Genomic DNA, 20523 nt, shown 5'->3' on the forward strand with positions numbered 1-20523 from the left:
GTATAATCTATGTTTTTTCTTCATAATCTTCAAATTTCTATGGAGAAAACTTATAACCTATTCCCCACACGGTTTTTATATACCTCGGATTTTTCGGATCTGCTTCAATTTTGTTTCTGAGCTTCATAACATGTACATCAATGGAACGCTCATTCACTAAAGTATGAATTCCACGCAAATAAATAATCAGCTCCTCACGAGAGAACACCCGCTCCGGATGATTATATAGGAGTTTCATAATTTCAAATTCGGTAAAGGTTGTCTCCACCCTTCTTCCCTGAACTTTGATTGTGCGGAACTCATGTTCAATAATAATCCCTTCATTTTTCGTTCTGTATTCGCCGATACTGCCGCGATCTTCTTGCCTGCGGGAACCTTGTCTTGTTCTGCGTACAATGGCGTTCATCCTCGCCAATAGCTCCTTCATGCTGAAGGGTTTGCACAAATAGTCATCAGCTCCGGCATTCAACGCTTCTACACGGCAAAGAACATCCGTATTCATAGAGATGATAACAATCGGCACCAAGGAATCTTTGCGCAGCTCCCTGCAGACTTCCATACCATTTAGATCCGGCAACATTAAATCAATAATTACAATATCCGGCTGTGAATTTTCAACCAGGGTAAGCCCTCTGGATCCGGTATCCACTCTGTCAACGATGTTACCTTCCTCCGTAAGGTACATCTTTATCATATCGCCGATAATACTGTCATCTTCAATTAGAATAACCTTCATATTGAAATCCTCTCAAAATAATGTACAACTGTGTTCCCGTCCAAAAAATAATGCAAAGTAAAAATGATCCATTTCAGCTCCCGTTCCAAATGATACATTTCAATCTGAACATCTGCACCTTGTTCCAGAGCCGTTTCAAGATTCTCCGCAGCTGCCAGCAGACGGTCAGCACTTATGTTGCCAGCCACGCCCTTTAGGGTATGGAGCATTCTTAGAGTGTATAAGAAATCCTGTCGGGCCAAGGCGTCGCGCAGTTGTTCAGCAAAATGTCTGTATTCGTTCAAGAACATGATAAACATATGACGCATGATATGTTCTTTTCCGCCAACTCTTTGCAGAATAACCTGAAAATCAATTCCCCTGAGTCGCCTCCACCCCTTTGCTAAACACTCTTCGTCTCCAAGTGACTTTTCATAGTCGTGTAAATCTTGTTGTCTATTCAATAAAAAAATTAGATCACCAATCTGAAACGGCTTCGTTAACACTCCATTCATCCCAATACGACAATACTCTTCATGCTCTTCCTTTACAGTATTTGCGGTTAAGGCAATGATTAGTAAATCATTAAACCGGCGGTCCTGCCGCAGCTTTTTCGTTACCTCCACACCATCAAACTCAGGCATATGGATGTCCAATATGAGCAAATCCCACCGGCCTTGATCCAGCAAACGAAACACCTCCTTACCATCATTGGCTACTGTAACGTTAAAGCCATAGGATTTCAGAATCTCGGTGACCACAAGCTGATTAATTTCATTATCTTCAGCCAGTATAATGTTCCACTGGCATTGGGGTATGGCAAAAACCTCAGCATCTGAAATCCCCGAAGGCGAATACGGTTCATTTCGAAAAAGTGAAAGCATGGTCTGGTACAGGCCGTTGCGGCTAACCGGCATCAAAATAATGGCGTCTGGCTGCAGTTCCTCCGGCAATTTCATAATTTCATCCCGAACGGTTGTTATTGAAATAACGACGATACGGACCGGCTGCATAACGAATATCTCCTTGAGCCGGAGCCAATCATTCAGTCCTTCCTGGTCCTCCATGCTTAAATCCGCTATAATCACTTCCACAGGCATGTGGGTAATTGCACTATCCAAATTTCCACAAGCGAGGACAAGAAAGTTCATCGATTCCAGCATAGAGCATAACCCATTTCTAACTGCCCTATTGCTTTCGATGACAAGTACCTTTGTTTGCGAAAATTCAATCATCTCTCCCTGAGGAAGATCATTCAACAGTCTGTACTCTAAGGGAATCTCAAACGAGAATTTGCTGCCCCGCCCAGGCTGACTGCTGATTTCAATATCTCCTTCCATCATCTCCACAAAGTATTTGCAGATCGGAAGTCCTAGCCCCGTCCCTTCACCTTTCTGTCTGGAATGATGTCTGACCTGCATGAAGGGTTCAAACAGATGATTAATTTGATCATTCGTAAGTCCGATCCCCGTATCCTCTACAGAAAATTCCACACGAATAATATCTTCTTCATATCCTACGAGCTCAGCTTTGACATATACATACCCGCTATCAGTAAACTTAATGGCATTGTTAATCATATTGATGAGAATTTGCTCAATTCGCAATGGATCACCATAAACAATTTCCGGAATATCCGCAGAAGTCTCAATAATAAATTTCAGTTTCTTCTGACCTACAAGCACAGCAAGAATATCCGATAATTCCTGCATTAAATGATGAAGGTTAAAATCAACTTTTTGCAGTTCTATTTTCCCCGCCTCAATCTTCGAAAAATCAAGAACATCATTAATAATGCCAAGTAAGGTATGAGAGGAGGAAAGGATTTTGTCCAAATAATCCTTTTGTACCAGAGTCATCTCCTGCCTGGTCAAAAGCTCCGTGAGTCCAATAATGCCGCTAAGAGGCGTGCGTATTTCATGACTCATCCGGGCAAGAAACTCACTTTTGGCCTTATTGGCTTCGTCAGCTGCCATGCTTTTCTTGAGATGAGTAATATCATGAGCAGTACTAACAACCCCAATGACCTCCTGGTTGATATTGTAGTATGGTGAAAAAGTTACATCATACTCGTGTTCTCTCCTGGCTGAGCTGAAGCTGTATTCAAAGCTCTCCATGGTTCTACTGGAGATCACCCGATTGAAGTAATACAGCCAGGCCTCAACATGTCTCCCTGCTGGAAGCTTATCTGTTATCCATGTTCCGACCAAACTTTCGGGCGTCACGCGAAGCGTCTCGGCTACCTTCCTGTTAACAGATGTAATACGCCCCTGCACATCAAACCAGATAATGAAATCTTGTGAGCTTTCCACTAGGGACCGGTATAGTTCCTCGCTTTCCTTAAGCTGCTTCTCCGATAGTTTACGCCCGGATATATCTGTTACAGAGCCAATGACAGAGCCGACAATATGATCATAGAATAAAGGCTTAAGCGTGATGAGAAGAGCATGCTCCCTATATGGCATTTCAAAGGATAACTGTTCCCCCGCCCAGGCCCTTTCTATCTGATTTTGCATGTAAAGCTTTTGTTCTTCTGGAATGATTTCAACCTGGTCAAGGGTTAACCCTGCGAGTTCGTTGTAAGAGACTCCCAATTCAGCAAATAATGCACCTCCCGCAATCTTGAATTTGAATTTCTCATCCTTTTTGGTCAATTTATAAATTAATCCGGGCTGAAGGTGAAGAATCTCGAATAAATCATTTTGCATCTCATCGAATCGTTGCTTTAGCTTCTGTGCATCGTACATATAAAATAGCTTTGCAGCGATAAACAATCCGGATACCTCATAGACTGCGAAAAATTCCAGACTAGCGAGTAATGGATGTGAGCTGTCGATAAAATTATTAAACAATATCAACAAAAAATTTGTAGCGGTGACTGAGACTATCCACTGTTTCTTTCGAATATGAGTCACCGATAGATTGCTCACAGTATAAATAATGGAAAACTCTATTACGCCCAGTATCATTGTCATCATTGAGGGCTTGTCCATAAAACGGTAAAGAATGATCAGCACAGCCGTGAGTGCTGAAGCAAAGGGACCGCCAATATATGCCGAAATAAGGATAGGGATGGTACTCAAGTCAGCTATAAAAAAATTATGATAATGAATTTGAAAGACATAGCCTAAAATAACACCTACTAGCCCTTGATAAATCCCTACCTTCCAAGTGTATCCTGTTACACTTCTCAGATTCACATTCACTCTCATCAAAAAATATTCAAAAAGAAAAGTGAAAATGGTTAATAGACAAAAGCTGAGTAATAGATCCCGATTCATCGTTTTACCACCTTATATAATACATAATTGGCTCGATTCTGATAAATTTCAAATAATTATAATTATATGCAAAAAAAGTCGAACAATATACATCGTTCGACAAAATGCCACATATTCCGATTGCGAGTTATCCAGACAACCTCCCAATTATTCCCTCAAGATCCAAAAGAATAAGCAGCTGATCTTTCATTTGGACAACACCCAGACTATTTCCGCGCATTCCTTGGACATTCTCGTTTGTTGTTTCAATCTTTGCTTGATTGAACCGATGAATTCTTGATGCCGCTTGAACATGAAAAGCAAACTTTTTGGCCTTATTTCTGCAATGATGTATTTGTCCGGCACCTGTCGTTTCTCTCTTCCAGACGAGTATCCTAGACATTTAGCCAAGTCAATAACTGTCATTACTTCTTCTCGAAACTTTATCAATCCTTGCATGCATGGATGTGTCAATGGAACCGGAGTGATCGGAAGTACGTTAATGACCTCCCTTACATTTTGTACATAAGTCCCATACAGATTATTACCGAGCAGAAACTCAACTATTTCCACCTCAGCAGTATCTTTCAAGGGTAATAATTGGCTGACTGTCATTTTCCCCCCATTCATTCAACATCGTTTTTAATTAACTATATATCTAAAATGTTATGTAACATGTTCAAACGATATTTGATTTGTGTTAGTTAAATTAATATAAAATACATACTCACTTTACATGCAGGGATACTTAAAATAGGAATTGTTAAATTTAAGGAGCCTGCGTACGCGAAAAAACAACGATAATTAAATTGTATACCCTGTGGAAACCAACAAGATTCTGATCATGGATGCGTTAAAAACTCCTAGTCGAAGCATATCTGAGCCAAGCACGGAATCGAAATTACATGGGCCTCGGATCGAAGAATTAGTGATGGGGGCAGAAACTGAAACTAAAATGCATAACGAACAGATCCAGCGGAAGTTGGCAGATTTCTACAAACAATCGGTACTTCAGGAATGGGACTTATTCAAATTAGAGGAAAAACCAAGTACAAACGAGGCTAGGCTTGAAAAAAGATGCAGGAAGGAAAAATTTTGGTTCAGCACGGATCAGCGCATGGCAATTTCATCTCTTTACCAACAGCAGGTATACTGATATGCCTGATATTTAATAATGTGCTGAACAATATCTATTTTTACCGTTGGTACTATTTTGAATTATTATTTCCCCTTGCTCTGTTTTATCCTATCCTGGATAAAACAGAGCAAGAGAAAAAAGGATGAGTCAGCATGATAGGATTTATTCTTCTATCTGCTATTGGGTTAACCACCCAACATCGCTGCAATCATCGATTGGATTAGACTCTGAAATCAGGCATTGCTCCAGAATTCGCCGTATTGCTCTTCTTTAAAGCCTACCGTAACTTTAACGCCATCGGTGACAATCGGACGTTTATTTAGCATGCCATGGCTTGCGAGCAGCTCAAGCTTTTCCTGCTCACTAAGCTGTGCCATTTTGTCCTTAAGACCCAATGCTTTATAGACTTCACCACTTGTATTAAAAAACTTTTTCAGTTCAAGTCCGCTATTGGCCAGCAATTCACGCAGCTCCTCAACGGTAGGCGGCTGTTCTGCGATGTTTTGAAGCTCAAGCTCATGACCTTGAGCTTGTAGCCATTTTACTGCACTGCGGCAGGTGCTGCATTTTGGATATTGATATACTTTTAGTTTGCTCATGTTGTTCTCCTTTAATGGTAGTGATGAGTGCGCTACGCTGGCAAATTATTCTTCCGATCGCTGTTATCCTCAGATTTCTTGATTTAGTCCGCTTGTTGCGGATGAAATCCGAGGATAAAGGCGAACACTCCGTTTCTCCAGAACCAATTCGCCCTCTCGCTAACATCACTAAGATAATTTTTACCTCAAATTCGCTTTCGGGCCTTGCTCCAATACATTCTCCAAGGCCGCCATATCAGGCGGCAAAGGAGCTTCAAAGATCATTTCCTGCAGCAGCACCGGATGCTTGAACGTCAGACGCACCGCGTGCAGTGCTTGACGTGGTATGGAGGCATCTAGTGCTGCAACGGACTCCAACTGTTCACTTTGAGTTAAAGTCAATTCCGGTAGATTATACAGCTCATGACGATACATGCTGTCACCAATCAAAGGACAGCCGATAGAGGTCATGTGGACCCGAATCTGATGAGTACGACCACTCTCCAGCTTCAGTTCAACTTTTGAACCTTGTGCGTATACGGTTTTAACCTCATACCGAGTCAGAGAAGGATAACCATCCGGTGTCACGATACGTCGATGCGGCTCCTCAGGATCACGGTCAATAGGTCCGTCTATATCGCCGAAAGGCTCCACAGGAGCCCCATGAACAAATGCAGAATAACGTTTGTCCACTGTACCCGCAATCATCTGCTCAGAAATATGCTGATGGCTATACGGATTCTTGGCGATGACTAACACACCGGAGGTTTCCTGGTCCAGACGATGGACGGGTCGAAAGCGGAAACGTTCATTTTTTTGCGCCCAATAATGAACTACTCCGTTAGCCAGCGTATCAGTGTAATGTCCGTGTGTGGGATGCACGATGATCCCTGCTGCCTTGTTTACTACGAGCAGATGCTCATCTTCAAATAGAATTTCAAAGGGAATCGGCTGCGGTAAAATATCATCCGAAGTCTCTGTTTCCATGCGAATCTGTACAATATCGCCTGCCTTAACATGTATGCTGATATAAACACGCTCTCCATTTAATGTAATCCCTTGTTCTGTTTGCTTAAGGCGTGACAACAATTTACGTGAGACATCCATCCGTTTATGCAGGATCGTCTTCAGCAACCAGTCATCCTCTTCTGGCGGTATAATGTAAGTAATTGGTGAATAATAGCTAGTCATATTAGTCTCGGAACACCTTTTTACTGCGAATGTATTCTACATCAGTAATCCCTGCCCGTGTATTAGCCGTCCTAGCCAGTGCAAAGAAATAATCGGATAACCGGTTCAAATAAATAACCGCTTCCGGGTTAATGTCTGCATTTCGTCCAAGTGTAACTGCCCGGCGTTCCGCCCGGCGGCAAACCGTACGGCACACATGTAGAACCGAAGCCAACGGACTGCCCCCAGGGAGGATGAATTTTTCTAGTGGTGGATTCTCTGCTTGAAGCTCATCAATCCAGCCCTCCAACCGTTTAGCCATCTCACTTGTTACCATATATTGACCACCATCACCTAGCTTAATAAAAGCCAGATCGGTTCCGCAATCGAATAGCTCATGCTGAATTTCCAGCAGCTGCTCGCGTACATCATCAAACTGATCGTCCTCCATCAGGCTCCTTGCCTGACCTACAAAGCAATTCAGTTCATCGATCGTTCCGTAAGCTTCAACTCGGACATCGTCCTTACCAACCCGGCCGCCAATCACTGAAGTTTGACCCGCATCACCCGTGCGTGTATAGATCACCATGGCTTACTCCTCCTATCCATTCTTCAAATCACATAATGCTAGTTTAAGCTTTCTTATATAAAAATGGCAAATGAAGAGTATAGGCATATTCTCTCCAAGTGTGACTGCAATGTTGCGATGTGTGAGCTTAAAGGAACAACAAAAAGAGGACCCTAGGGTCCTCTTCAACAGCATGTAGCGACGTTATTTTCCAACTGGACGCCCCTTCATGTATTCATTTATCTTGAGATCCAGTAAACTGCTAATTTCAATCACATTATCTGAAGTGAATGATTTTTCCTGCAAAAAAAGCTGCTCCATTTTGCTACGGAGTATTCTAATTTCATCTTCCAGAGAGAGTATGCGAGCAGAAGCATCACCCTTGGGGGACAGTTTCCCACTTCCAGAAAAACACTGCCCTCCATAGGAAGGTAAGTAATAATCGGCACTAAGCACAATCATCCCTCCTAAAAGTATTATTGAGCGCGTGCCACAAAATGTCATTAAAGTAATAAAAGCAACTTCAAAGCAACGCTTAATTCCAGAGTAAATACGTCCTTGTTAGTTCTATTATAGGGGTTAATTACTCTCAAAGTAAAATAATACCATAGGATTATAGGATAGGCTATAGTCCAATTTTCTCTATTCCATTCTCTCTCGTTCCAGTTGTGTGACAAAAGCACCAATGCGTTCTATAGCTTCATTCAGTTGAGCTACTGATGTAGCATAGGAGCAGCGTAAGTAACCTTCACCACCTAAACCAAAGACACTTCCAGGTACAGCTGCCACCTTATATTCAAGTAATAATCGTTGTGCAAACTGATCAGATGTCAGTCCTGTCTTGCGCACGCTTGGAAAAGCATAGAATGCACCTTGTGGTTCATGGCACTCCAGTCCCGCATCACGCAAACCCTTAACAATCAGCCTCCGCCGTTGGTTATAAGAATCGACCATTCGATCCTTCTCTTCCATCCCATTGGTCAGTGCCTCAAGTGCAGCCACTTGGCCCATAGAAGGAGCGCACATCACAGTGTACTGGTGAATCTTAAGCATAGCGGAGATCAAATCAGGGTGACCACAAGCATAACCCATTCTCCATCCAGTCATGGCAAAAGCCTTGGAGAAACCGCTGACCAAAATCGTACGGTCCATCATACCTGGCAATGAGGCAAAGCTGACATGATTAATTCCATACGTTAATTCCGCATAGATCTCATCCGAAATTACAATAAGATCATGCTTCTCTACAACCTTGGCGATCGGCTCCCAATCCTCTCGGGTCATAACACTTCCCGTTGGGTTGCTCGGGTAGCACAGAATTAGAACTTTGGAGCGTGGAGTAATCTTTGCTTCCAAACTCTCTGCAGTAAGTTTAAAGTCATTCTCTCCGATGGTTTCGATACCTACAGGAATACCTCCACCAATAGCCGTTATCGGCGAATAAGAAATATAGCAAGGTTCTGGTATGAGGATCTCATCGCCCGGCGTGATCAAAGCGCGCAGAGCCAGATCGATAGCCTCACTTCCGCCGACCGTTGCTATAATTTGATTGGCAGGATCATACTCCACTGCAAAACGGGTGTGCAAATAGTTCGCAATACCCTCCCTTAGTTCAGGCATTCCTGCGTTGGATGTATAGCCTGTAAATCCTCTTTCCAGCGAATAGACACAAGCTTCTCTGACATGCCACGGGGTCTTGAAATCAGGTTCCCCGACTCCGAGTGATATGATATCCTTGCTGCCTGCAGCCAGATCAAAAAACTTACGAATACCCGAAGGCTGAATTTGCTGTACCAGCGGGGCCAAATAAGAATTCATTGATTTGCTGTCTTCTCCAGTTAGCTGCGTTTTATTCGTGATCATATGATTACTTCCTTTATGGAGAGATCATCAGACGGTTGTCTTCCTCATGCTCCTCGAAGATGATCCCATCCTGTTTGTATTTTTTAAGGGTAAAATTCGTTTTAGTTGAGAGTACTGAATCAATTGGAGACAGCTTCTCGGATACAAAATTGGCCACTTCACGTAAGTTTCGGCCTTCCACTTCTACCAGAAGATCGTAAGCACCTGACATCAGATAAACGGATTTCACTTGTGGATACAGGTAGATTCTCTCGGCAATGCCTTCAAATCCGCGACCCCGTTCGGGTGTAATCTGTACCTCAATCAGCGCTGTCACTTTCTCGTCATCGACTTTATCCCAGTTTACAACGGCTGCATACTTAACAATTACATGGTCCTTCTCTAATTGCCCAATCGCCGTCTTTACGTCTTCTTCTTCCTCGCCAAGCAGCGTAGCTAAGAGTGCAGTAGATCTTCTCGCGTCCTCTTTAAGCAGTTCCAGCACTTTCCTCTTTAGTTCGTTCATTTCCTTCATGCCTTCCCTCCGGATAGTTCGCAAATGACGTTGCGCTATTCATGCGTCGCCCCGCGAAAAGAGTTTAATACTAATATGACATGAATTGAGCATCTCTGCAAACAAAATAACCCCATATGATATCCGCATAGAAGACTAGGTTTACTCAGCTAAATGGATTTTTATACAAAAAACGCCCGTTTATACCGGAGCTCTCGGTATAAACGGGCGTCAGCCTTAAGGTTATGTGGCAGGATGCTTCATCCGCTAACCATCTTGGTTACATTAAATGAGACGGTTGATGTTGTCCATTCGAATGAAGGTGGCTGTTCGCATTGTGAGAAATAGATCCAGTTTGTCCTGTTTTTTGCTGCACGAACTGACCTGATTTTTGTTGCAATTGCTGTGCAGTTTGAAGCTGCTTGTCCACATCTTGGCGCAATGCTTTTGAAGGCTCAGGATACATATTCATTTGGGACATATGCGTATACAGATCGCCCTGAAGTCGAAGCGTGTTCATAGTCATCTCATTAAAGACCCGGCGAACCGCTGGACATGCCGATTCCGTAGCAGCTGTCGCATACTCACGAACCGTCCGCTTCAAATCACACAAAATGGTGTTCATTAAATCCTCATCTGGCATAAATGCTGCTGGATTCTGTGCGTTCATTTTATACCCTCCTTAAGATTAATAATGCAATTATTGTGGGCTTGTTGGTGCGTACTGTTGATGCTGCTGGAGTAACTGAGTAAGTGTATCCATGTGCTGCGTGTGATTTTGGATATGCTGCAAACAAACTTGTCGGACCTGCTCGTTCTGCGTTGTCGCGGCGGTAGCCGCACATTGCTTAAGAAGCAAGTCCTCATTAGAGATGGAGTCTGCGATATATTCCAATTCTTTTCCACTTAGTGCCTGCATTTGCATTGATTGCATGAGTTGTAGTCCCTCCTTGTAGTTGATCCAAACAGGCTTTAGTATACCGCCAAAGCACACCATTTATTTGCCCAACAGCACTAGAGAGTTATGACAAAAATAAGAACATGCTGCGAATGAGACGGTAAAATGCCGCCCATACTAAATTATGGAACAAATGAAGGAGCGATCATTTTCATGAGACTAAATAGCGGCACCCCACCTTGGAGAAGTACTTTACAAGACCCACCAACTTATCCTGCGCTAGAGGATACCATTCACTGTGATTGCCTGGTTGTAGGGGCTGGAATGGGTGGAGCAATGGCATCCTATCGCTTGTCTTTAAGCGGAGCTGAGGCTGTTCTGATCGAAAAAAGACGCGTCGGAAGCGGAAGCTCACATGCCAATACTGGTTTACTTCAGATATCTAACGACAAATCGTTAACCTCATGCATGAACACGTTTGGAGAAAAGAGCGGCTTGCTCTTTTATCAGCTATGCCAAACAGGGGTTAGAAATATTTTAGATCTGCGAGCCAAGCTCGATATCGATCCCCAGATCATTCCTCGCAGCAGCCTTCTATATGCCAGTACACCAGATGATGTACCTGCTCTGCGAGAAGAATATAAGAATCTTGTTGCTCACGGATTCGATTCTGATTTCTGGGAAGAGGATGAAATTGCTTCGGTGTATTCTTTTTCTAAACCTGCTGCACTTTATTCACGCAGTGATGCAGAAGCGAACCCTTTCCGGACAGTTCACAGCCTGATCGCCAAGGCAGCAATGAATGGTGTACACGTTTATGAGCAGACCGAGGCTAAACAGTATGAGTTTACTGAAGATGGAGTAATTTGCCACACAGAGAACGGACGTATTATTGCCAAGAAGGTTATTTTTGCAATGGGTTATGAAACGCAGGAGTTTAAAAAAGACCGAGGCGCTGAGCTGATCAATACGTATGCAGTGATGACCAAACCTCTGAAGGAATTCCCCAAGTGGCATGAGCGGAGCCTCCTCTGGGAAACCGCCCGTCCGTATTTGTATTTTCGGACAACACCGGAGGGACGTATTATTGCAGGAGGAAAAGATGAACCGTTGACGGATCCAGAGCGCCGTGATATCAGAGTGATTTCACAAAGTCAAAGGTTATTGGAAGAGCTGGAAGCTTTATTTCCTGAGATCAAAGGCATTGAGATAGAATACTCCTGGGGTGCTGTATTCGGCTCTACGCGTGATGGGCTTCCTTATATCGGCCCTCATCCCAAGTACCCTCATTGTTACTTCATCGAGGGTTATGGGGGCAATGGGACGGTGTACAGCATGATTGCTGCAGAGTTATTAACAGATACGATTGCGGGTAAACATCGGCCGGAGCTTGATCTATTCTCATTGACACGATCAGCCAAACCTTCTCCTTCTTAGAAAACGGACGTGAATAAGCAATATTGAGGTTTTTTTAAAAAAAGCTTAGTCCCCTTATGTTCATTAAGAGGACTAAGCTTTTTATGAGGATGCTTATGCTTTATCGGTACTCAGATTACGTACGAGCTGAATACGGTCTTCCTGCGCTAGACTGTGCTGTACATGGAAACAAGACGGGCACACATACACATTAAGGGAGAATGGAGATGTTAGTACAGGTCCACCTAGTGTAGCCGGTGCAGACGGCTCGAAGTTGCTAACAAGCTGTTTACCAGCAAGGATAGTTAACTCATGGCATTGTGTACATTCCGGAGCTTCTTCCTGAATCGCTAAGATGCCCGATACACGCTCTTCATACTTATTCAAATCATAATCGTCACCGAATTGGTTGAGCGTGTTGTAAATAGGAACTACACTGTCTTTGTCGACGTCTCCCCAAAGATCATCATCATTAATAACCTCTTGTTTAGGTTCTTCTACAACTTCTTCTTCCTCTTCTTCAATGCCGTCTATCCCTACAGTAACTGTACGATATCCGTTAAGTTCATTGTTGCAGTGAGGACAATTTTCCTCGGGTCCGAATTCCTCGTCCCATACGATTTCGGTATGACACCAAGGGCACACAGTTGTTTCCATCTTAATAATCTCCTTCATACTTCACGTTTAAATTTAGTTCATCATTAAATAAATAATACCGGCTGCTATAAAAGCAATAGCTGACACAAACAGAACTCGGGTAAGAATCTTCATGATATCCTCCTAATACTCCACAAAGTGGAGCTGCTCATTTCAAAGCTTGTCCAGCTTCATCTGGAATCCTTTGTAGGGAGGTGCAAAACTTTCTATTTTTTAAAATATAGCTGCACCGATCACATAAGACAACGAAACCGAGATCAGCATCGCTATTAGCCCAACAGCACGGTTATCTGCAGCGATCTCCTCATCAATAGAGAACACTGGGGTTAGGAATTCAAATAAAAAATAGGCAAGCAGCAGCAGCAAAAAACCGACGACCGACCACTTCATCGTCTCATAAATGGAGACACCTGATTCAATGCTGAAACGCAGTACGTTGCAAATTCCGAAGATTTTGCCACCAGTAGCCATGGCTACTGCCAAGTTCCCCTTGCGAATTTCTTCCCAGCAATTATATTTCGTTACCATTTCAAAAATAGACAGAAATACAACAAGCCCAAGAATTGCTACTGCAAAGTAACCAAGCAAGGCACCTAGCGGATGACCCAGCAAAAGATCAATATCTCCTTGCACACTTTTCCCTTCTTTCTGCCGGGCAATCCCGCTATTGCAGCTCAGCCACGGTTACGCCTGCGCCGCCTTCATTATAATTTCCAAGCCTATAGCTCTTAACATGTCTGTGCTTACGCAAATATTCTTGAATTCCTGTGCGGAGCACACCTGTGCCTTTACCATGAATAATAGAAATTTGGCCCAGATTTCCTAAGAAGGCTTCATCAATAAAACGATCCGTCTCCATAATCGCTTCTTCCAAATTCGTACCTCGCAAATCCAGTTCTCTACGAATGTTCTCATCACGGGAGCGTTTAACGGTTGTCGCCTGCCGAAGGGGCGTTGGCACAGAGGCTGCTTTCGAAGAGAGCAGTTCTAAATCATCCAGGCTTACCTTCATCTTCATGATCCCAAACTGCACTAAAGCCTCTTTAGATCCGCTTAATTCCACTACAAAACCTTTTTGGTTTAAGCTATCTACTTTCACTTCGTCACCAGGACCAATCGTCCGCGGAGTCTTAGCAGGCTTACGAGTAGCGGCTTTCTTACGCGGTGAAGGTTCGGCTTCATCTAGACGTCTCCGTGCTTCAATCAGCTTATGCTCTTTGACTGAAGCGCCTTCTTCCATAGCTAAGCGGCGTAAATCACTGATAATTTCCTCAGCTTCTTTACGCGCTTTCTCCAAGATTGCGCTGGCATCTTTCTCCGCTTTCTCCAGTCGTTTATCTCGCTGACTTTCCAGCTTCTCCAGCTCTTGCTGCTGTCTGCTGCGTAATTCCTCTACTTCGCGGCGGATACTCTCTGCTCGCTCATGTTCCTGTTCCGCTCCAAGTCGATTCTCTTCGAGAGAGGCAATCATATGCTCTACACGTAGATCCTCTTCCTTCACTTCGCCGCGTGCATGCTCCAGAATCGCACCTGGCAGACCTAACCGCTCTGCAATTGCAAAGGCGTTGCTTCGTCCAGGAACACCAATCAGCAAACGATAGGTAGGACTGAGACTTTGGACATCGAATTCCATGCTGGCATTGATGACCCCTTTACGCTCATAAGCGTAAGCTTTCAATTCGCTATAATGCGTGGTAGCGACCATACGGCATTCAGTCCGGTGAATATGTTCCAGAATGGCAATCGCCAGCGCGGACCCTTCTGCCGGATCCGTTCCTGCACCCACTTCATCAAGCAGAATAAGACTCTTGGGAGTCATTCTCCGCAGAATGGAAATAATATTCGTCATATGACTGGAGAATGTACTCAGACTCTGCTCAATGCTCTGTTCATCCCCAATATCTGCATAAATGGCATCAAACACACACATTTGACTGCCTTCTTCTGCAGGGATGAATAACCCAGACATCGACATGAGACTCAACAGTCCAATGGTCTTGAGTGTAACGGTTTTACCACCCGTATTCGGTCCGGTTACAATAATGGAGCTATATTGGTTGCCGAGCTCAACATCCAGAGGAACCACATGCTCCGCGGGAATAAGCGGATGGCGTCCTTTGCGCAGCTTCAAATACCCGCGATCGTTCATACGAGGCTGTGTAGCCTTCATATCTCGGGCAAGACGCGCCTTGGAGAAGATAAAGTCAAGCTCACCAAGAATATCGATATCATAAGTCATTTCTTCGGCTATATCAGCTACAAGCGCTGTCAACCTATGCAATATGATCTCAATCTCCCGTTCTTCACGCAGCCGTGTTTCACGCAGCTTATTATTCATCGCCACAATGGACTCAGGCTCGATAAATAAAGTGGCTCCTGATCCGGACTGATCATGTACAATGCCACCGAAATGCGCACGATACTCCGCTTTTACAGGAATAACAAACCGATCTCCACGAATGGTTACCAGCTGATCCTGCAGCATTTTAGCAACGGAAGAAGAACGAATCATGGAATCCAGCTTCTCACGAATTCGGGTCTCTCCTCCGCGCAATTCACGGCGAATCGTAGCTAATTCAGAGCTAGCTGTGTCAAGTACATCTGCGTTCTCGTCTATACATAAACGGATGGCATCTTCTACATGTTTTTGCTCCGATAAAACATCGCTGAGTGAAAATAGGAATTCAATCTTCTCCTCCTCATGCATAGCTGCCAGGAATCGTTTGACTCTTCGTGCGCCGCCAATGGTAGTTCCCACTGCCAACAGTTCAGTTGTTCCCAACATTCCACCTATAGAGGCACGTTTTAGTGCTGCTCGAATATCGCTTATCCCGCCGAATGAAGGAATCCCCTTCAGACGATCTACATTAGCCGCTTCGTCCGTGGCTTGAAGTAGCTTCTTCACACCTTCAAAATCACCGGATGGTCTTAGTTGCTCCGCAGTCATTCGCCCCATTGAGGTTTGCGTATATTGCATTAATTTATTTAAAATCTTGCGATATTCAAGCGTATGCAAAATTTTGTCGTCCAATTACAGTCACAGCTCCCTTCATAGATGTTTCCATTATACAGAATTCAAGCCAATTTCGCTATTTGGTATCGGTTAAAGCATAAAAACAAGTATTAAGGTCACAATAAGAACTGCACATATCCTTAGCTTGGGCCAAAGGAGGTTAGTACAGTGAATTTCTTGAGTCATGTGGGTCGTTTTATTGTAGCAGCGCTTGTTCTGATGGTCGTTAGTTGGATTGTTCCACAGTTCTCGGTTGGTGGCTTCTGGAGCGCTCTAATCCTTGCACTGGTGATTGCGTTACTCGGCTGGGTTGTCGAAGGAATCTTCGGCAAAAAAGCAACGCCCTTCGGGCGCGGTATCGTCGGTTTCATCGTTAGTGCATTAGTCATCTGGGTCGCTCAATTCGTAGTGAGTGGAGTCAGCGTTTCCATTCTAGGAGCTATCCTGGCGGCGTTGGTCATCGGTATTGTTGATTTGTTTTTGCCGGTATCCACGCCGTTTGAGGCAGCAAAGTAACGAAAGCTATTTACAACACAGAACCCCTATTTCCGGTTTTTTTCCGGTAATAAGGGTTCTGTGTTGTTTTTATCCATATGACACAATCTCCGCTTCATGACTCTCAGCACAATTGACCACTCTGTTCTTACCTTGCTTTTTAGCGGTATAGAGCGCTTTGTCCGTTTTACGAAAAAGAAGCTCTTTCCCATCCCCAAGCTGATAATCACAAATTCCAATGCTGACAGTAATCGGCTTATTTCCAGCCTGTAAATGCTCGATTTGAGCAATATTGATCCGTAGTTTCTCTACAGCCTCATAAGACTCTGAAAAACTTTTGTCTGTAAAAATCACAGCGAATTCTTCACCGCCATACCTAGCCGCAAAATCATTTAACTCAATCATACCGCCCACCTTGTCCGCAATTACCTTAAGAACAAGGTCCCCAACCCTATGTCCGTAGGTATCATTAACTTGCTTGAAATTATCTATATCGAAGAGCGCCAGCTGTAGTTGAAGATTGTTGCTTTCACATTGCTCCAATAATGAATCCAAATATTCATGAAAGGTTTTATGATTATATAGTCCAGTGAGTGCATCTATCTTCAGCAGCTTATCCGAAATAGCCCTCTCCACCATTAGATCTTGGCCTTCCTTCGTTAATCTCTCCAGATTTACACGCGCTTCCCGCGCACGAATAATTACAGCAAGAGCCATCCCTACAAATATTATAAACACACACTCTACTATTAAGAATTCAAGCAACGGTTTATGTAGGAATGGCCGTTCCAACCCGAAATATACTCCCGCATAAAACACAATACTAAATAGTCCCATTAGATACAGGAGCTTACGATCAAAATAAATAAGAGCGACCATAATCGGCATCATGAGCGTCATCTGAGCACCATCGACAAAAGGCTCTAATACAAAATACATAAGGTAGGACACTAAAAATCCACAACTAACCACCCCATATTTAGGGGATTGTTTACTATAACGAAGCCACAGCTCCGCAGTAATCATAAGGACCACAATTAGTAAATTACAGCCTATAAATAAGTGCCATAGATTCGTGTCCATAGTTGTTTTTATTTGAAGTCGGTCAATATTCGACAAAAACAGCAACTGTGAGATTAATAAAAGAATAACTACCATCCAATAACCTTTTAAGATTCTACGGTGCCAAACCTCCGTATTTAGCGTATCGTTAGTGCTTGAAATATGTATCCCCTACTTTTGTACGTTAATGTAATAGCTTTCATTATAATAAATTTTAGTTATATTTTCATCATTTATTTGCAATTTACGACAAAGTTTGAACAGTCTTCCTTGTTCACGGATTTTTCACATTTAATCAAAGCGCTTACTTAAATTTTAAGTTATGATGTCTACATAATTGTCACATTTTCACTATGCTTGGACTTCTTAGGAGGAGGTTTGGATCATTAAAAAATTTGCAATTCTACTTTCAATTGTGTTCGTTATAGCACTTACAGCCTGTGGAAACAGCAATGATAGTGCTGCTGGCAATGCTAACACATCGGAGCCGGAGATCGAGGCAGAAACAGAACTTATAATTACAGCTACCAATTACAGCTTTGATCAGGAAGAATATCATCTTAAAAAAGGTGTACCCGTCAAAATTATTTTTAAAAATGATAGCGGCAATCACGGTATCCTTATCCCTGAATTCGAACTCCAGCTTAATAGCAAAAAGTCCTCGAAAGTAATTGTTCCAGAGGAAGCCGGCACATTCGAAATGACCTGTTCGATTATGTGTGGATCCGGACATAGCGGCATGAACGCAAAAATCATTGTGGAATAGATGAATCATTAAAAAGCCGATCGTAGGGAATTGCCCTGACGATCGGCTTTTTATTTAAGTGAGAAATATAAGACATGGTGTGAAACTTATTCTTTCGAATATATTAAACAAAGAGGGCTGACCTGAAATAGATCTCTCTACACATCAGGTACAGTCCTCTTTCTTGCATCCGACATTCAACTGTCCTGTTCGATCAGTTGAATCCATTCATTATATTCATTCTGAAGCTTGGCATATTCCTCTTGAAGATTACGATGCTCATCCGTCATCTTCTGTAGCTCATTCTGATGCATCTCAAACTGGACCTGTAGCAGACGAAGTTGTCCTTGGGCCAATTCATAGTTCTCGCCGACTTCACCAAGCTGCTGAAGCACCTCACTGCGTTCACGTTCAATAGATTTCTGCTTAGCCTCAGCCTCACCGGCCTCCTGCTGCCAAATATCTATCTCTTCACGCAACTTCGCTTCCAAATCACTCCACTGCTGCTGTCGCTCGAATAATTCCTCGTACTTTTGCTTCCATGAAGCGCCGTACGCCTCTGCTTCCCTCAGAACATCCTGCTGCTCTGCAACCGTAGCAGCGGCCTCAAGGCTAGCTTCAGACAATTCCTCTAAGCGTCGAGCTGTCTCTTCGCCTTCTTCTTGCAGCAGTTGATATCTTTCCTGTAGACGTTCTCCATCTTGCAGCACTTCATCATATTGAGAGATCAGTTCCTCATAGCGTTCACGAAGTGCAGATAGTTCCTTCTGAACCTGTCCACCTTGTTCACGGAGTGCTGCAGTTTCGTGTTCTGCATCTGTACGAAGCTGAGCTTCCCGATCTAACTGTTGTACTAAACCATCCGCTTGACCACGAAGGATCTCAATCTCCTTTTGAAGCGCCAAAGATTTCTCTTCGGTCTCCAGTAGGTTCATTTCAAGCTCACTAATATCTTCCATCCGTTTATCCGAGAGCTCCTGCCAATTTGCTGCCTCCGCCATAGATCCAGCGAGTTCTTCCTGAACACGGTGCAGATTGTCATTCGTTTCCTGTAGTGACTTCCGCAGCTCTGATGCTTCATTCTGAGATTGCTGATAACGCTGGCGCAATTCTTCCAGCTCTTCATTCAACAGCGTGCCTAGCTCAGTAGCAGTACGCAGCTCCTCACTGAGCTGTTCTTCACGTTTAACCACCGCTTCATATTGTCCGAGCAGCGTCTGACGAGCATCTCGTTCACTCTTAAGACTGGCTTCAGCCGAACGGAGTCTAGACTGAAGTTGTCCTGTTCCACCACGAAGCTCAGCCAGCTGTTTCTCGAGCTCTTGAATGTTTTGCTTATGTCTATGTTCCTGAGTACCTTGTGACTGACGAAGTTCCTTATTCTTAGCAAGCTCCCGTTGTAAAGCTTCCCGTTCATCAGCCAATTCCTTGCTTAGCTTCGTTGTCGTGCTCTCAAGCTCCTTACCCAGTGTCAACTTCGTCTTCTCGAGTTCCTTACCTAATGTTGATTTGGTTTCCTCAAGCTGTTTCTCTAAGGTTGATCTGGTCTCGGTTAACTCAAGCTCCAGAGCAGACAAGGAGTCTGAATTCTCCTTAGTCAGCGTCTCACGGATGTTCTCCAGCTCTTGCAAATGCGCTGCCTTCTGCTCTTCCAACTGCTGTAGACGGATGGCTTCTGCATTCGCTAGTTCCTCTCGATGATTCTCACGCATAGCAGACTGTTCAGCCTCATAACTTGCCCGCATTTCCTGCAACTCCAGCTCACGCGCAAGCAGCTCCTCTTCCAGCTTCTCTCGTGCGGCTTCAGCCACTTGGGTTGCCTCTTGCAGCTGGTTAGCATGTACTTTACGCTCATTCTCCTGAATTTCCAGATGACGCTTGCGCTCTTCTTCAACCGCAGCAATCAGTCGTGTAGCTTCTTCTTTAGCCGCCGCTTCAAGGCGTTCATATTCTTCTTGTCGCTCCCGCTGAACCTCCAGCAGGCGAGATACTTCCAATCGCAGTTCACTGCGTTCACCTGTCATCATGTTGAGTTCATTTTTAAAATCCTGAACCTGAATAGCCTGCTCCGCCATATGTACTGCTGCAAGCACCGCTATGCGCGGCGTATCCAGTCTGTTGTGTGATTTAGAAATCGTGCGCATATGTTCGTCAACATAACGGGCCACTTGTTTCATATATTCAGTGCTGCTTCCGACGAGTTTATAGGAAGTTCCGTATATCTCCACGGCGACACGTGTCCGGTCCATAGCCACAGTTGTGCCCTCCTTTGTATGTGTGCGGATTCTAAGTTAGTCTTACTGTTTCTATTGTAGCTTTTTTCTTAAGCATTTGGCAAAATCCCTTGTAATCAATAGACTCTCGCTGATATCCTCCGCATTTCACTCTACCCAGAAAAAGCCGCAGCGAATCTCAGTTTCTAAATGGATTCGCTGCGGCTTTACACAATTCC

The 20523-nt window shown here is 43.8% G+C and carries 19 protein-coding genes and 1 pseudogene; 4 read left to right on the forward strand and 16 right to left on the reverse strand.

All coding sequences use genetic code 11. From position 1 onward, the window contains the following. Positions 1–37: 37 nt before the first annotated feature. The 3 genes and pseudogenes from NSQ29_RS19040 to NSQ29_RS19050 all read right to left on the reverse strand — a co-directional run bounded on the left by NSQ29_RS19040 (position 38) and on the right by NSQ29_RS19050 (position 4605). Positions 38–736: a response regulator transcription factor gene (locus NSQ29_RS19040; RefSeq protein WP_340968284.1), complete on the reverse strand. Its 699-nt coding sequence runs from the start codon at positions 734–736 to the stop codon at positions 38–40. Then, a complete protein-coding gene (locus tag NSQ29_RS19045; protein ID WP_341125833.1) occupies positions 733–3996 on the reverse strand; it encodes a response regulator in 3264 nt (1087 codons plus the stop codon). The genes NSQ29_RS19040 and NSQ29_RS19045 overlap by 4 nt, the downstream gene beginning before the upstream one ends. A 127-nt stretch (positions 3997–4123) precedes the next feature. Then, positions 4124–4605 (reverse strand): annotated as a pseudogene (locus NSQ29_RS19050) (chemotaxis protein CheW). A gap of 190 nt (positions 4606–4795) precedes the next feature. On the opposite strand from NSQ29_RS19050, the gene NSQ29_RS19055 reads away from it, so the two are divergent. After that, entirely contained in the window at positions 4796–5131 is a 336-nt protein-coding gene (locus tag NSQ29_RS19055) for a hypothetical protein (RefSeq protein ID WP_341125835.1), read from the forward strand. 215 nt (positions 5132–5346) lie between these two features. On the opposite strand, the gene NSQ29_RS19060 is transcribed toward NSQ29_RS19055, so the two are convergent. The 8 genes from NSQ29_RS19060 to NSQ29_RS19095 form a co-directional block, all read right to left on the reverse strand. Next, positions 5347–5712, reverse strand: a complete 366-nt coding sequence (locus NSQ29_RS19060; protein ID WP_341125836.1) for an arsenate reductase family protein — start codon at positions 5710–5712, stop codon at positions 5347–5349. Between the two features lie 180 nt (positions 5713–5892). Continuing rightward, positions 5893–6882: an RluA family pseudouridine synthase gene (locus NSQ29_RS19065; protein WP_341125837.1), complete on the reverse strand. Its 990-nt coding sequence runs from the start codon at positions 6880–6882 to the stop codon at positions 5893–5895. A 1-nt stretch (position 6883) separates the two neighbouring features. Then, positions 6884–7450 carry a cob(I)yrinic acid a,c-diamide adenosyltransferase gene (locus NSQ29_RS19070; protein ID WP_042186191.1) on the reverse strand — a complete coding sequence of 189 codons (567 nt, stop codon included), beginning with the start codon at positions 7448–7450 and terminating at the stop codon, positions 6884–6886. Positions 7451–7633: 183 nt separating this feature from the next. After that, positions 7634–7822, reverse strand: coding sequence for an aspartyl-phosphate phosphatase Spo0E family protein (locus NSQ29_RS19075; RefSeq protein WP_052404481.1), 189 nt, complete (start codon positions 7820–7822; stop codon positions 7634–7636). Between the two features lie 249 nt (positions 7823–8071). Further along, positions 8072–9292 (reverse strand): aminotransferase class I/II-fold pyridoxal phosphate-dependent enzyme, encoded by a 1221-nt coding sequence (locus tag NSQ29_RS19080; RefSeq protein WP_042186187.1) that lies wholly within the window; start codon positions 9290–9292, stop codon positions 8072–8074. Between the two features lie 13 nt (positions 9293–9305). Continuing rightward, complete coding sequence (locus tag NSQ29_RS19085; protein ID WP_042125589.1) at positions 9306–9806, reverse strand: Lrp/AsnC family transcriptional regulator; 501 nt, start codon at positions 9804–9806, stop codon at positions 9306–9308. Positions 9807–10065: 259 nt separating this feature from the next. Continuing rightward, positions 10066–10455, reverse strand: a complete 390-nt coding sequence (locus NSQ29_RS19090; RefSeq protein ID WP_341125838.1) for a spore coat protein — start codon at positions 10453–10455, stop codon at positions 10066–10068. 30 nt (positions 10456–10485) lie between these two features. After that, positions 10486–10719, reverse strand: coding sequence for a spore coat protein (locus NSQ29_RS19095; protein WP_042186181.1), 234 nt, complete (start codon positions 10717–10719; stop codon positions 10486–10488). A 177-nt stretch (positions 10720–10896) separates the two neighbouring features. On the opposite strand from NSQ29_RS19095, the gene NSQ29_RS19100 reads away from it, so the two are divergent. Then, positions 10897–12120, forward strand: coding sequence for an NAD(P)/FAD-dependent oxidoreductase (locus NSQ29_RS19100; RefSeq protein WP_341125839.1), 1224 nt, complete (start codon positions 10897–10899; stop codon positions 12118–12120). 93 nt (positions 12121–12213) lie between these two features. On the opposite strand, the gene NSQ29_RS19105 is transcribed toward NSQ29_RS19100, so the two are convergent. From NSQ29_RS19105 to NSQ29_RS19115, 3 genes are all read right to left on the reverse strand, one after another. Continuing rightward, on the reverse strand, positions 12214–12756 hold the full coding sequence (locus NSQ29_RS19105) for a hypothetical protein (RefSeq protein WP_076284226.1): 543 nt from the start codon (positions 12754–12756) through the stop codon (positions 12214–12216). 213 nt (positions 12757–12969) lie between these two features. After that, the gene (locus NSQ29_RS19110) at positions 12970–13389 is read right to left on the reverse strand and encodes a DUF350 domain-containing protein (RefSeq protein ID WP_042125581.1); all 420 of its coding nucleotides are present in this window, start codon (positions 13387–13389) and stop codon (positions 12970–12972) included. A 31-nt stretch (positions 13390–13420) separates the two neighbouring features. Further along, a complete protein-coding gene (locus NSQ29_RS19115) occupies positions 13421–15787 on the reverse strand; it encodes an endonuclease MutS2 (RefSeq protein WP_341125840.1) in 2367 nt (788 codons plus the stop codon). Between the two features lie 150 nt (positions 15788–15937). Here NSQ29_RS19115 and NSQ29_RS19120 point away from each other — a divergent pair, with 150 nt between their 5' ends. Continuing rightward, a complete protein-coding gene (locus tag NSQ29_RS19120) occupies positions 15938–16285 on the forward strand; it encodes a phage holin family protein (RefSeq protein WP_042186173.1) in 348 nt (115 codons plus the stop codon). 69 nt (positions 16286–16354) lie between these two features. On the opposite strand, the gene NSQ29_RS19125 is transcribed toward NSQ29_RS19120, so the two are convergent. Next, complete coding sequence (locus tag NSQ29_RS19125; protein WP_341125841.1) at positions 16355–17422, reverse strand: GGDEF domain-containing protein; 1068 nt, start codon at positions 17420–17422, stop codon at positions 16355–16357. 319 nt (positions 17423–17741) lie between these two features. Here NSQ29_RS19125 and NSQ29_RS19130 point away from each other — a divergent pair, with 319 nt between their 5' ends. Continuing rightward, entirely contained in the window at positions 17742–18092 is a 351-nt protein-coding gene (locus NSQ29_RS19130; protein WP_262495616.1) for a cupredoxin domain-containing protein, read from the forward strand. 176 nt (positions 18093–18268) lie between these two features. On the opposite strand, the gene NSQ29_RS19135 is transcribed toward NSQ29_RS19130, so the two are convergent. Further along, positions 18269–20320 (reverse strand): hypothetical protein, encoded by a 2052-nt coding sequence (locus tag NSQ29_RS19135; protein WP_445739197.1) that lies wholly within the window; start codon positions 20318–20320, stop codon positions 18269–18271. Between the last annotated feature and the right edge of the window lie 203 nt (positions 20321–20523).

This window comes from Paenibacillus sp. FSL F4-0236, assembly GCF_038000135.1.
Taxonomy (GTDB): Bacteria; Bacillota; Bacilli; order Paenibacillales; family Paenibacillaceae; genus Paenibacillus_AQ.

Excerpts from the sequence above, each read along its gene's own strand:
- NSQ29_RS19100 (WP_341125839.1), top strand. The coding sequence starts at position 10,897 with ATGAGACTAAATAGCGGCACCCCACCTTGGAGAAGTACTTTACAAGAC.
- NSQ29_RS19090 (WP_341125838.1), bottom strand. The coding sequence starts at position 10,455 with ATGAACGCACAGAATCCAGCAGCATTTATGCCAGATGAGGATTTAATG.
- NSQ29_RS19060 (WP_341125836.1), bottom strand. The coding sequence starts at position 5,712 with ATGAGCAAACTAAAAGTATATCAATATCCAAAATGCAGCACCTGCCGC.
- NSQ29_RS19040 (WP_340968284.1), bottom strand. The coding sequence starts at position 736 with ATGAAGGTTATTCTAATTGAAGATGACAGTATTATCGGCGATATGATA.
- NSQ29_RS19085 (WP_042125589.1), bottom strand. The coding sequence starts at position 9,806 with ATGAAGGAAATGAACGAACTAAAGAGGAAAGTGCTGGAACTGCTTAAA.
- NSQ29_RS19095 (WP_042186181.1), bottom strand. The coding sequence starts at position 10,719 with ATGCAATCAATGCAAATGCAGGCACTAAGTGGAAAAGAATTGGAATAT.
- NSQ29_RS19045 (WP_341125833.1), bottom strand. The coding sequence starts at position 3,996 with ATGAATCGGGATCTATTACTCAGCTTTTGTCTATTAACCATTTTCACT.
- NSQ29_RS19080 (WP_042186187.1), bottom strand. The coding sequence starts at position 9,292 with ATGATCACGAATAAAACGCAGCTAACTGGAGAAGACAGCAAATCAATG.
- NSQ29_RS19125 (WP_341125841.1), bottom strand. The coding sequence starts at position 17,422 with ATGGTAGTTATTCTTTTATTAATCTCACAGTTGCTGTTTTTGTCGAAT.
- NSQ29_RS19105 (WP_076284226.1), bottom strand. The coding sequence starts at position 12,756 with ATGGAAACAACTGTGTGCCCTTGGTGTCATACCGAAATCGTATGGGAC.
- NSQ29_RS19070 (WP_042186191.1), bottom strand. The coding sequence starts at position 7,450 with ATGGTGATCTATACACGCACGGGTGATGCGGGTCAAACTTCAGTGATT.
- NSQ29_RS19135 (WP_445739197.1), bottom strand. The coding sequence starts at position 20,320 with ATGGACCGGACACGTGTCGCCGTGGAGATATACGGAACTTCCTATAAA.
- NSQ29_RS19065 (WP_341125837.1), bottom strand. The coding sequence starts at position 6,882 with ATGACTAGCTATTATTCACCAATTACTTACATTATACCGCCAGAAGAG.